Below are 13,465 nucleotides of genomic sequence, written 5' to 3'. Positions count from 1 at the left end.
TGGATGTAATTGGCTATGCCTAAAATCAAAAATCACGGCGTTGTTTATTGAGCTTGGCGGCTAACGTCTGATCGACAGGCACAATACGAACAGCACTTTGCTTAAATGCAGGTTGACGTGAATGCGGATCCAACAGGCCAAGTGACAAGCGGTTAACACAGTCGTGAAAGTGGAAAGGGATAAACACCGCGTTAGGAGCCACCCGCTGGGTGAGCTGCACCATTACCACCGCGTCGCCTCGGCGGGAGAGCAACCTGACATAGCTTTGGTGTTGGATACCAAGCTTGGCTGCCGCATCCGGATTCATTTCCATGTATGGCGTCGGGCTGTATTTGTTTAAGTTACCTAACTTGCCGGTACGGGTGCGGGTATGAAAATGCTCGACCACCCGGCCGCTGTTGAGCCAGAAAGGGTATTCGCTGCAAGGCCGTTCGTTGTTATCGACAAAGGGTAGGGGGATCAGGTTGGCTTTACCGTTCGGAGTTTGAAAAAATCCGTCGGTATAGAGCCGCGCATCGCCCTGCATACCGTCTTCACCCTCGCGGCAAGGCCACTGAATGCCTTTGGCCTGCTCGATTTTGGCATAGCTCATACCGGAGATATCCAGCGTGCGTTCCGTGCCTTTGGACAACTGCTTCATCTCTTCAAAAGCGCCTTCGGTGTTGTCCGGGAAATGGATCTTGTTGCCGTTAGGGAAGCGCTTGGCAAGTTGATTAAAAATCCAGAAATCCGGCTTGCTGTTCCCTTTTGGCGGCAGCACATTGGTAACACGGTTTACCCGGCGCTCGGTGTTGGTAAAGCAGCCTTCTTTCTCAGCCCAGACGGCGGCTGGCAGGTAAAGGTGGGCATATTGGGTAGTTTCGACATCTTGGTAGGCATCCTGTACCACTAAAAAATCAAGTTTCTCCAGTGTCTTGCGGATGCGAGACGTATTGGGCATTGAGGTCATCGGGTTGGTTGCAACCAGCCATAATCCCTTGATTTGACCGCTTTCAATGGCCGGGAAAATATCCGTTTGTGCCATCCCTCTTTTTGTTGGGAAGAACGAGGGGTCAATACCCCAGAAGTCTGCAATCTCCTGCCTGTCCTGTTCTTTTTCCAGATAACGGTAGCCGGGCAGGCCCGAGCAGGACGACCATTCACGGGTGCCCATAGCATTGCACTGGCCGGTAATGGACAGGCTGGTGCCGCCGGGCTTACCGATGTTTCCGGTCAGCAGCGCTAGGCTGTTACAACCGGTGACGCCATCGCTGCCGTGGGTGCTCTGGTTTATCCCCATGGTCCAGATACTCATGGCTGAATCGGCCTTGGCAAAAACACGGGCAACATGGCGAATGGTATCTTCGTTAATGCCGCAGATCTTGGCCGCTGTGGTTGGGTCATAGTCTTTGACACAGGCTGCCAGCTGGTCGAAGTCGTTGGTATGTTGTTCGATATAGGCGCGATCTTCTAGGCCTTCTTCAAGGATCACGTGCATTAGGGCATTTTGCAGTACTACATCCGTGCCGGGCGTAATTGGCAGGTGGATGTCGGCAAACTGGGCCAGCATAGTGACACGGGGATCCACCACAATCAGCGGGAAGTGGCGTTTCTCTCGTGCTTCTTTAAGGCGCCAGTAAATGACCGGGTGTTGTTCCGGCAGGTTTGAGCCCCAGGCGATAAGGCAGCCGGTATGGGAAAAATCGTCATAACAGCCTGGTGGGCCATCAGAGCCGAACGAGCGTTTATAGCCGGAAACGGCCGAGGCCATGCAGAGCGTGGTGTTACCGCAGTAGTTGTTGGTGCCGATGCAGCCCCTGACCAATTTACCTAAGGTATAGAACTCTTCTGTTAATAGCTGGCCTGTCGATACCACCGCAAAGGCATCTCGGCCATGTTGTTCCTGAATGGCTTTGATTTTATCGGCCATGGTATCAAGCGCATGATCCCAGGAAGTGTCCTTGAAGTCATGATGGAAGCGGTCACGTAGTACAGGCTGATCGCCTCGCCCTGCTGCCTCGAAGAGCTCATGCTCAAAAATGCCTTTAATACACAGCTTTCCCCGGTTCACATCTGCACCTGCGACCCCGCGACTGGCGACAGCTTTTCCTTCTTCATCGATCCCCACTTCAATGGAGCACCCTGTTGAGCAATAACCACAAGTGGTGTACTTCCATTCCACGACTTTTTTATCCGCAATGCGAATGGGCTTTTGATCTTCTCGTCCAAGCAGCATGTTTTCTCCTAACCAATCTCATAGAAGGCCTATAAAGACCGTTTCAGCTTTTGTTCAATCTTTGTATAAACGCCAAGCACAAACTGAGCCAAACTTTTTTTGCTTTTTTAAATCAATAACTTGAATTTGTTTGTGCGCCTTTGGAGAAGGTTGTTCTGTTGTCAGAGTGGCTTTCGCACTTTAACTGTGCGTTTTGTTAACAAACTGCACTGGCGCAGAGCAGGGGGAGGTGATTTTTGTCGATAATTCCCCTGTTTTTATGTGTCTATTTGGCGTTTGCATCTAAAAAATACCTCTTTAGTGGTGGGTTTTGGCGATTTGTGGTGGATCTCGAAGGGTTGGCATCATCTTCGCTTTAGTTAATGCAAAGGAAGTAAATGGAGTGGTTGCTATGACCATTGAGATGATTACTCAAGTAGACAAAAAGAAGACAACAGGGATGGGGTTTGTGTCTTTGGTAGGGGCCGGGCCTGGCGATCCTGACCTGCTGACATTGAGGGCCGTAAAGTGTATCGAAAATGCTGATCTGATTTTATTTGACCGTTTGGTGAGCGATGAAATCAAGGCGCTGTTTCCGGCTGCGACTAAGAAAATCTATGTGGGTAAAACTCGCAATAATCATTGTGTGCCTCAGGATCAACTTAACCAGTACATGGTTGATAAGGCCCTTCAGGGGGTAAATATTTGTCGCATTAAAGGCGGAGACCCTTTTGTTTTCGGTCGCGGCAGTGAAGAGCTACTGGTATTGCGCCAGCAGGGGATTGATGCCGAAGTGATCCCGGGGATCACAGCGGCTTCTGGTTGTACGACTTATGCCGGCATCCCTTTAACTCACCGCGGACTTTCAACCGGCTGCACTTTCGTCACCGGTCACCTGCAACATGGTCAGCTTGATTTGAATTGGGCGCAGCTGGCCAAACTGGATCACACCTTGGTGTTTTATATGGGGCTGAGCAACTTAAGCGAAATCTCACGCCAGCTTATCACGCACGGTTTAGATCCCCACACCCCAGCGGCGCTGATTGAAAACGGCTGTCAACCTCATCAAAGGGAATTTACCGCTTCGTTAGCCACTCTGCCAGATGTCGCAATGCAAGAACAATTACAAAGCCCGACGCTGATTGTGGTTGGTGAGGTCGTTGCCCTGGCAGGCAGTCTTCAGCCTCAAAAGCATCAGTATCAAAGAGAGCGCGAAGAGATGCCAAGGATGGCACAAGAATTACGCGCTTAACGGAGGAAGTTATGAAAAGAGTTATTGTGGTCGGTAACGGAATGGTCGGACACCACTTTATCGATCAACTGATCGAGCAAGAAAAAATAGTCGATGTCCAGGTGACCACTTTTAGTGAAGAGTCGCGTTTGGCGTATGACCGCGTACAGCTAAGCAGCTACTTTAGCGGGAAAACCGCCGATGAGTTAATGCTGACCTCGAGAGAATATTATGATCAGCATGGGGTGCAGCATTTTACCAACGATAGAGTTGTCGCTATTGATCGAGAGGCTAAAAAAGTCAGCACCCAACAGGGCCGGATTGAAGCCTATGACACGTTAATTCTTGCAACAGGCTCGTATCCTTTTGTGCCGCCGATCCCGGGGAATACGCTTCCTCATTGTTTGGTCTACCGTACCATTGAAGATTTGGAAGCGATCACAGCCTCGGCCGAAAAAAGCAAAATCGGTGTTGTTGTTGGTGGCGGCCTGTTGGGGCTAGAAGCGGCAAATGCATTGAAACAACAAGGGCTGGAGACACATGTAGTTGAGTTTTCTCCACGCTTGATGGCTGTTCAGGTTGATGGTGCCGGCGGAGCAGTATTGCGGAGTAAGATTGAAGCGCTGGGAGTGAAGGTTCATACCGGTATGAACACGCAAGAAATTGTCGCGGGACAAACTTGTCGCTACCGAATGAATTTTGCGGATGGTAGCTTTTTGGAAACCGACATGATTCTATTTTCTGCCGGGATCCGTCCTCAGGATGAATTGGCACGCAGCTGTGATCTGGTGTTAGGAGAAAAAGGCGGGATCATGATTAATGATAACTGCCAGACGTCCGATCCGGATATTTATGCCATTGGTGAGTGTGCCTTGTGGGGCGGGCGGACCTTTGGATTGCTCGCTCCCGGATATCTGATGGCGAAAGCGGCAGTCGATCATCTATTTGGCGAAGAAAACAAGGCTTTCACGGGGGCAGATATGAGCACCAAGCTCAAGTTGCTCGGTGTGGATGTTGCCAGTATTGGCGATGCGCATGGCAAGACGCCGGGAGCGAAAAGCTATTGTTTCTCGAACGAGGCAGAGCAAGTTTACAAGAAGCTGGTGGTCAGTGAGTGTGGCAAGAAGCTCTTGGGGGCGGTGATGGTTGGTGACGCAGCCGATTATGACAGTTGGTTGCAGATCTACCTCAACGGTATTGAGTTACCCGCCGCGGCTGAAAATATGCTGGTGCCGCCAGTAGAGGGCGGTGCTGTCTCTTTGGGTGTAGATGCATTACCGGAAGCGGCGGTGATCTGCTCATGCCTGGATGTGACTAAAGGGCAGATTTGTCGGGCCGTTCAGGACGGTGCTACCACTCTTGGCGAGATCAAAACGATTACCAAAGCGGCGACGGGCTGCGGCGGCTGTGCAGCGCTGGCTACCCAGCTGGTCAATGGTGAGCTTGAAAATATGGGGTTGGAAGTGTGCCGCGATCTCTGCGAGCACTTTGCTTATACCCGACAGGAGCTTAGCGATATTATCCGCACAACCGGGATCAAGACGTTTGATCAGTTACTGGCCAAATACGGTAGGGGACATGGTTGCGATATTTGTCGTCCGACAGTGGGCTCCATCCTAGCGTCCTACTGGAATGACTACATTTTGCAAGAGCCTCACAAAGGCTTGCAGGATACCAATGACATTTTCCTCGGCAACATGCAAAAAGATGGTACCTATTCTGTGGTCCCTCGGGTTCCCGGAGGTGAGATCACGCCTGACAAACTTATCGCACTTGGCCAAGTGGCCAAAGAGTTTAATCTTTACACTAAGATCACTGGCGGCCAGCGAGTGGATCTGTTTGGTGCACAGCTGCATGAATTACCTGCTATTTGGGAAAAACTGATCAATGCCGGCTTTGAAACCGGTCATGCCTACGGTAAGGCGGTACGTACGGTGAAGTCATGTGTCGGTAGTACCTGGTGCCGCTACGGTGTTAATGACAGTGTTGGGCTGGCGATTGATATCGAGCATCGCTACAAGGGTCTGCGCTCACCGCATAAACTCAAGTTTGCCGTTTCCGGCTGTACCCGTGAATGTGCTGAGGCCCAGAGCAAAGATGTCGGTGTTATCGCTACTGAAGGTGGCTGGAGCCTGTATGTCTGCGGTAACGGCGGCATGCGCCCGCGTCATGCCGATTTGCTGGCCACCGATCTGGATAAAGCAACCCTCTATCAATATATCGATCGTTTCCTGATGTTCTATATCCGCACAGCAGATCGCCTGCAACGCACTTCTGTCTGGTTGGAAAATTTGGAAGGCGGGCTGGATTACCTTAAGCAAGTGGTGGTTGAAGATAAGCTAGGTATTGCCGCCGAGCTTGAACAAGAAATGGCACGCACACTTGCTAATTATCAGTGCGAGTGGAAAGCCACCATTGAAGACCCGGCTCAGTTGGTCCGGTTCAAGCATTTCATTAACTCAGAGCTGGCAGATGATGCGGTGCAGTTTGTCGAAGAGCGCGAACAGATCCGTCCGGCCACAGAGCCAGAGCGAAAAAAGCTGAAACAAGCCAGTTAATCGAGCCAGCTTACGGAATAGTATTCAGGTGCCACAGCGGTATGAACGTGCAGGCTGTAGCGCTTAGTTTTCAATTATTACAAGCCCAATAAGGAGTAATGATGGCTAGGTGGATAACCATTATTGATAAAGAAAAGCTCACCCCAGATACCGGCGTATGCGCCTTGGTCAATGGCCAGCAAGTAGCCCTGTTCTGGGACAAATTAACGGATACGTTTTTTGCCATTGGCAACTACGACCCTATGGGGAAGGCCAATGTCCTATCACGTGGCCTGATAGGAGATATCAACGGTGAGCTGGTCGTGGCATCGCCATTGTATAAGCATCACTACAAGCTGACCTCAGGCCAGTGCATTGAAGAGCCGGAGGTGAAGGTGCCGGTTTATCCGATCCGAGTGGCCGATGGGCAGGTACAGATAGCAGCGTAAGGAAGCGCGCTAGCTGTATTTAGGTAGATAACTTTATCAATATCACAGGGAAAAAATATGAGTGAGACAAAATTTAACCTATTTTCATTTTCTGGAAAAATGAAAATACTCCACCTAAGCTGGATGGCTTTTTTTATCACTTTTATGGTGTGGTTTAATTTCGCACCATTGCTACAGTCAGTAAAAGAGTCTCTCGGTCTAACAAGCGCTGAGATTAAGACTCTGCTGATCTTGAATGTCGCTTTTACGATCCCTGCTCGGGTCATTATTGGAATGCTGACCGATAAATATGGCCCTCGGATTGTCTATTCAGCCTTGCTGGCGATTTGTTCTATTCCGTGTTTTGTCTTTGCTTTTGCAGATAGCTTTGTCCAGGCGGCGATAGCTCGTTTTGCCCTAGGCCTTATTGGCGCAGGCTTTGTGGTCGGCATTCGTTTGGTATCGGAATGGTTCCCGCACAACGAACTGGGAACGGCTGAGGGTATTTACGGTGGCTGGGGTAACTTTGGTTCAGCTGCCGCGGCTTTTACATTGCCTACTGTCGCCGTGATGTTTGGAGGTGAGGACGGCTGGCGTTATGCCATGGCGATCACCGGTGCTATGAGTTTGATCTTTTCATATTTCTTCTATGCCAATGTGACTGATACACCCAAGGGATCAACCTACTTTAAGCCAAAGAACCTAGGGGCTATGGAAGTTACCTCAATAGGCGATTTTTATCTGCTATTGTTGATGAAACTGCCAATGTATGGCGCATTGGCACTACTGGCTTGGAAGTTGTCACCAAGCGGTGTATCGATGCTCAATGCCACCATGGTAACAGGAATCTACCTGGTACTTGCGGTAATGTATATTTATGAAGTGAGTCAGGCGTGGAAGGTTAATAAGAGAATTTTCAAAGAGCCGGTAGCCGAAATCCACCAGTATAAATTCAAGCAGGTTGCTGTTTTGAATGTGCTCTACTTTGCCACTTTTGGCTCTGAACTGGCTGTGGTATCTATGTTGCCACTGTTCTTTTCTGACACCTTCGAGCTAACCCCAGTAATGGCTGGGATGGTTGCATCGGCTTATGCCTTTATGAACCTGATGTCGCGTCCCGGTGGCGGCTGGATTTCTGATAGGTTTGGCCGTAAGCCGACATTATTGATTCTGACCGCCGGATTAGCTGCAGGTTACTTCCTGATGGGGCAAGTGAACGGTACCTGGCCGGTATGGTTAGCCGTGGCTGCCGCGATGGGGTGCTCGTTTTTCGTTCAGGCGGGTGAAGGGGCAGTGTTTGCGACAGTACCTTTAATTAAGCGTCGAATGACTGGGCAGATTGCCGGTATGACTGGTGCTTATGGCAACGTCGGTGCTGTCTGTTACCTCACAATTTTGTCACTGGTGGACTACAGCACCTTTTTCTATGTGATAGCAGCAACGGCTGTGCTTGGTTTTGTCACGTTACTGATGATGGAAGAGCCTTCAGGTCAGATCGCAGAAGTGAACGATGATGGCAGTGTCACTATGATTGATGTGGCGAAAAGCTAGGTGATGTTTGGCTTATGTGGCTGTCCGCTAGCGGGCAGCAATCCTTTGCCCAAACAACCTCAAGGTGTTTGTTCTGCTCCTTGAGGTCTATTGGGTATATCGTATAGGGAAATGCCGATGGCAGAGACGATGGATGTACCAGAGGTTGTGACCGAGGGGCTGCAGGTCTCGGTAGGTGGCTTTTCCAGTGCTGGCTATCGGGAAGCCAACCAGGATGCCTTTGCGGTGAAGTACTCTGTGCGGAATAGTGTGGTCAAGTATAAAGGGGTGGTGGCTTGTATCGCGGACGGCGTTAGTTGCAGTGATAACGGGCAGCAGGCAAGCCATACCAGTGTGACTCAGTTTATTGATGACTATTACAGTACGCCGAACAGTTGGGGAGTAAGGAAGGCGGCGGCAAAGGTGCTTACCAGCTTGAACAGTTGGTTATATCATCACGGTCAGCAAAGTGATCTGAGACACAATGGGCTCGTGACGACGTTTAGCAGTGTTATTGTCAAATCTAACACCGCACATTTGATCCATGTCGGTGACAGCCGAATTTACCGTTATCGAGCCGGAAAGCTCACCCAGCTCACTCAGGATCACAGCCGCAAGCAAGGAGGAAAAAGCCACTTTTTAACCCGGGCATTGGGAATGGATAGTCGGCTTGATGTCGACTACCAACAGGAGCCTGTCGAGGTAGATGATGTGTTAGTGCTGACCACAGACGGCCTGCATGATTGGCTGAGCAAGCAAGAGTTAGAGGGATTAATGTCGCGAACGGAGCTGGCGACGGAAGAACTTGCTCACTTGATAGTTCAGTATGCGTTGAAGAAGGGGAGTGATGACAACCTAACCTGCTTGCTGGTAAAAATAGATTCGCTACCGCAAGAGAATCTTCAAGAGGTTATTCGGCAGCTGACGCAACGGGTTATCCCTCCAGTATTAGTTGAAGGGAATAGGATCGATCAATATGAAATTATTAGGGTCCTACATAGTGGAACCCGAAGCCATGTCTATCTGGCAAAAAGTCATTTTGACACAAAATACTATGTACTAAAGGCACCATCGCCGAATTTTTCTGATGATCTTGTCTATCTTCAGGGGTTTATTCGAGAAGGTTGGATTGGAAGACAGATCACCCATACTTCGGTAATGAAAATCCATCGTTATGCCGATACATCTCCGTTTTTGTACCATGTTTGTGATTATGTGGAAGGCAAAACACTCAGGCAATGGATGATTGATAATCCTGAGCCGAGCTTAGAAAAGGTACGTCAAGTTGCTGCAGAATTAGTTAAGCCTATTCGGTTTTTTCAGCGAATGGGCATTGTTCATCGTGACTTGAAGCCTGAAAATATAATCTTAACTGAGAATGGCAAGGCTGTTTTTATTGATTTCGGTACGGCTCAGGCGGAAGGGATTGATGAAATTACCGCTGTGATAAAAGAAGAAGTGCCTGTTGGAGCGACAGACTATATTGCACCAGAATATTTGGCTGGTGAACAGGCGACAGTTTATTCAGACTTATTTTCTGTTGGTGTTATTGTCTATGAAATGCTGACAGGGAAATTGCCGTACAGAACTCGGTATTCACAGGTTTTTGATGGCAGCAAGCCTCAATATTATGAATATGTTTCTGCTACAAAAAATAGACCGGACTTGCCTTCTTGGTTAGATTTGGTATTAAAAAAAGTCTGTCACCCCTCTCCTGATATACGCTATCAAGTGATCTCAGAGTTTATTCATGACTTATCTACACCAAATCCCAAAATACTCAGGGAGCTGAAAGAGTCCCCGTTAATACAACGTAATCCATTACGGTTTTGGAAGGTTATGGTGTTGGTATTGGTGTTTGTTGTTTGCATCGAAACATATATCATTGCTCTTGGTTAGTTATAAATGATTAAATCTGTGTATTGTTGGTGTTTAATAATATATTGAATTTATATTATTAAGGTTTATTGATAACGCTTCTACTATCTTGTTTTAATTATTACTGTAATTGTTTGTTTCGATATAGTTAATGGTATTGGGACGATGATTCCATAATCTAATAATGACTTTTGATAACTGCAGAATTATGCCTATAAATACCCCTGTCAGCTAAAGGCAAATGGTCTGAAAAGATCAGGCGCAAAACTACCGACCTAAAGAGTAACGATAACATAGGATGTGTTTGTTATATCCATGGCAGCGGGGTTACCTGATAGGAATAAAGTAGGCGATTAATACCCAGTTGGATAAGTAGATGACCTACTTTTTCATGAGGAAAAGTTGCCAAATACAAGGCGGAAGTTGCAGTAACTAGTGGTTCTAATTACAAGGCTTTCAACACAGTAGTTGGTGATTTTAGCCATGAATAATGGTTTGATATTTATTTAGCTTGGTATAAGCAGTGGCTATTTTGTTTCCCACTAGCTGGCTTCCCAACCATTCATTAGGAAGCTAATAAAATGAAAAAAATAATTACTCTTTCTTTTGCAGCAAGCTCCGTACTGGCTGCATTGGTTCCAATTCAAGCAAGTGCCCATGGTTGGGCCGATTTTCCAAAAGCTCGTCAGGTGATATGCCAGGAAGGTGGCGGTCATTGGGGGGCATCGGACGGCTCACAGATCCCTAATGAAGCCTGTCGGGCTTCATTTCTGGAGTCGGGTACCTATCCGGTTGTGCAGGTCAACGAGTTTGCCACATTGGTAAAAGACTATACCAATATGGATGCCGTTAAGGCTGCTGTGCAAGATGGCCTGATTTGTTCCGGTGGTGATAAAAACAAAAGTGGTATGAGTGTCGCCTCCCAGCATTGGCAACGAACAGACATGCAGTCGGGTAGCACCTTTACCTTAAAGTACCGCGCGACTGCGCCACATAACCCTAGTCACTGGCAGATTTACTTGACTAAACCGGGTTATAACGCGGCCCATACTCGTCTTGGTTGGGATGATCTGGAACTGATCCAGGAATTTGGCAATATCGAAAAGATCAATGTCGATGGCAGCAATTATTATTACATGGATGTCACTCTGCCTTCAGGGCGCAGCGGTGAAGCGACTCTGGTAACTCGCTGGCAGCGTGACGATCCGGCTGGTGAAGGATTCTATAACTGTAGTGATATTAAGTTTGACGGGGATACTTTGCCTCCAGAGTGGTCGGCACTGGGTCCATATGTCAAACCGGGTGTGTCTGCAGAGGCTGGAGATACGGTGTGGTTCCGTATTTTCTCGCCGCAGGGGAACGAAGTCGTATTTGAAAAATTACCGATCACAGCGGCAAACCAAGATATCAATGCATGGTCGTATGAGCTGGCACAGCTTGTGAATCAAAAGCATAGCGCTATTTCACAAGTGGGTATCCAAGAGGCTTCTGGTGAGGTTGTGTATAGCCAAGGTGATCTGTACGCCAATCAAGTCTTTGTGACCAATGCTAACTATAGTTATGCCGTTGATATTCGTGATGGTGATGTGATTGAGCCCGAGCCGGTTTATGTTGAAGGTTTGCAGGCAGAATATGCTCAAGATGAAGAAGGGCTGACTTATATCAATGCCAATATTCGCTCTGAAGGACGATACCTGATCAACATGAAGTTGCTTGATAGTACTGGGCACCAGCTAGCGCTTGCGAGCGACATCGTTGATAACGGCCAAATTGCCTTGAGTATGTTTACATCACAAACGGGCAAATTCACGGTTGAAGTGTATGCTGCGGAACAAGATGCGGAGCATCAACTGATTGAAACGAAGCCGATCACGATCAAAGAGCAATCGGCAGGTGGGGATTTCGACTACGTCTACCCTGATGGTATTGGTCAATATGTTCCGGGTGAGACTGTCGTACAGGGGCGCGATGGTAATACTTACCAGTGCCGTCCGTATCCGGAAGGTGGTTGGTGTAATATCAATTCAGCCATTCACTATGAGCCAGGGTTTGGTTCGGCATGGCAAGATGCCTGGATTCGTCAATAGTTGTCCACCAATAGCTAACTATTTTATGTAATCGCTAATAACGAAGACTGAATAACCTACCGTTTAACTCGGTCTTTAATCAGAAGCGCTGACATTGTTCAGCGCTTTTTTTTGTGCGATGCCTCGCATTTATTCGACGATATCGATGACCAGATGAAAGATAATGTTTCTGTGGGTAGACAATTAAGGCGATATTTGTTGATAAAAGGTGATCGAATTCAAAAAAATTAACGTCAATGTAATTCCACGTTTCATAAATTGTCCGAGATCAATTTGTTGCACATTTTGACAGTGTTAGATATTAGCACCTAGCCCGAATGGGGTATTCGAGATACTCATTACAGGTAACAGGTTAAGCCGAAAAAATTTGATGGCTTCGTCAGTTAAAGTAATTAGTATTTGATAATTATGGAGAATTAACATGAGCAGTGCATTTTTTATCCCTACAGTAAACCTAATGGGGGCAGGCTGCCTAACTGAAGCTGCAGATGCTGTAAAAGCACAAGGCTTTAAAAAAGCGTTGATCGTTACTGATAAAATCCTAAGCCAAATTGGTATGGTTAAGCAGGTTGCCGATCTGCTTGCTGAGCGTGAAGTTGAGTCTGTTGTTTTTGACGGTACACAACCAAACCCAACAATTGGTAACGTTGAAGCGGGTCTTGAACTACTAAAAGCTAATGAGTGTGACTTCGTAATCTCTCTAGGTGGTGGTTCTCCGCACGATTGTGCAAAAGGTATCGCACTTGTAGCTTCTAACGGTGGCAAAATCGCTGACTACGAAGGTGTTGACCAGTCAGCTAAACCTCAGCTGCCGCTAATTGCTATTAACACTACTGCGGGTACGGCTTCTGAAATGACGCGTTTCTGCATCATCACTGATGAAGCACGTCACATCAAGATGGCGATTGTTGACAAGAACACTACACCGCTAATGTCTGTTAACGACCCTAAACTAATGCTTGCTAAGCCAGCATCGCTAACAGCAGCAACAGGTATGGATGCACTGACTCACGCTATCGAAGCGTATGTTTCTACTGCAGCAACACCAATCACTGACGCTGTTGCAATCAAAGCGATTGAATTGATTCAGGCACACCTACGTACTGCAGTTGAAGATGGCCAGAACCTAGAAGCGCGTGAGCAAATGGCATACGCACAGTTCATGGCTGGTATGGCATTCAACAATGCTTCACTAGGCTACGTACACGCAATGGCTCACCAGCTAGGTGGTTTCTACGACCTTCCGCACGGTGTATGTAACGCAGTATTGCTACCACACGTTCAGCGTTATAACGCACAGGTTTGCCCTGAGCGTCTGCTAGATGTTGCTAAGGCAATGGGTGTTAACGTTGAAGGCATGACTGCCGAGCAGGGTGCAGAAGCGGCACTGGAAGCGATTCAGGTACTGTCTAAAGATGTGGGTATCCCTGCTGGCCTTAAAGAGCTAGGCGCGAAAGATGAAGACATCTCTGTACTGGCTGATAACGCGCTGAAAGATGCTTGTGGTTTCACTAACCCTAAACAAGCGACGCACGAAGAGATCTCTGGTATCTACGCTGCGGCGATGTAAGAACGACCTA

8 protein-coding genes and 1 riboswitch are annotated in these 13,465 nt (G+C 47.9%); of the genes, 7 read left to right on the top strand and 1 reads right to left on the bottom strand.

The window, feature by feature from the left end:
* Nucleotides 1-25 precede the first annotated feature (25 nt).
* Entirely contained in the window at nt 26-2,215 is a 2,190-nt protein-coding gene (locus MD588_RS01345) for a molybdopterin oxidoreductase family protein (protein ID WP_265694965.1), read from the bottom strand.
* A 391-nt stretch (nt 2,216-2,606) separates the two neighbouring features.
* Between MD588_RS01345 and cobA the strand changes: the two genes are divergently transcribed.
* The 7 genes from cobA (at nt 2,607) to yiaY (ending at nt 13,455) form a co-directional block, all read left to right on the top strand.
* Nucleotides 2,607-3,446 (top strand): uroporphyrinogen-III C-methyltransferase, encoded by an 840-nt coding sequence (cobA, locus tag MD588_RS01340; RefSeq protein ID WP_265694964.1) that lies wholly within the window; start codon nt 2,607-2,609, stop codon nt 3,444-3,446.
* An 11-nt stretch (nt 3,447-3,457) separates the two neighbouring features.
* Nucleotides 3,458-5,983 (top strand): nitrite reductase large subunit NirB, encoded by a 2,526-nt coding sequence (nirB, locus tag MD588_RS01335; RefSeq protein ID WP_265694963.1) that lies wholly within the window; start codon nt 3,458-3,460, stop codon nt 5,981-5,983.
* A gap of 101 nt (nt 5,984-6,084) precedes the next feature.
* The gene (gene nirD, locus MD588_RS01330; protein WP_265694962.1) at nt 6,085-6,411 is read left to right on the top strand and encodes a nitrite reductase small subunit NirD; all 327 of its coding nucleotides are present in this window, start codon (nt 6,085-6,087) and stop codon (nt 6,409-6,411) included.
* A gap of 57 nt (nt 6,412-6,468) precedes the next feature.
* Nucleotides 6,469-7,941, top strand: coding sequence for a NarK family nitrate/nitrite MFS transporter (locus MD588_RS01325; RefSeq protein ID WP_265694961.1), 1,473 nt, complete (start codon nt 6,469-6,471; stop codon nt 7,939-7,941).
* 117 nt (nt 7,942-8,058) lie between these two features.
* Nucleotides 8,059-9,819, top strand: a complete 1,761-nt coding sequence (locus MD588_RS01320; protein ID WP_265694960.1) for a bifunctional protein-serine/threonine kinase/phosphatase — start codon at nt 8,059-8,061, stop codon at nt 9,817-9,819.
* Nucleotides 9,820-10,024: 205 nt separating this feature from the next.
* Nucleotides 10,025-10,133: riboswitch (cyclic di-GMP riboswitch) on the top strand.
* Nucleotides 10,134-10,379: 246 nt separating this feature from the next.
* On the top strand, nt 10,380-11,885 hold the full coding sequence (locus tag MD588_RS01315; RefSeq protein WP_265694959.1) for a lytic polysaccharide monooxygenase: 1,506 nt from the start codon (nt 10,380-10,382) through the stop codon (nt 11,883-11,885).
* A gap of 421 nt (nt 11,886-12,306) precedes the next feature.
* Nucleotides 12,307-13,455, top strand: a complete 1,149-nt coding sequence (gene yiaY / locus MD588_RS01310) for an L-threonine dehydrogenase (RefSeq protein WP_265694958.1) — start codon at nt 12,307-12,309, stop codon at nt 13,453-13,455.
* Nucleotides 13,456-13,465: the final 10 nt, after the last annotated feature.

Origin of the sequence: Photobacterium obscurum (genome assembly GCF_026191635.1) — a bacterium.
In the GTDB taxonomy this organism is placed as follows: domain Bacteria; phylum Pseudomonadota; class Gammaproteobacteria; order Enterobacterales; family Vibrionaceae; genus Photobacterium; species Photobacterium obscurum.
The sequence above is the reverse complement of the archived record's forward strand: the minus strand, read 5'-3'. Positions and strand labels throughout refer to the sequence as shown.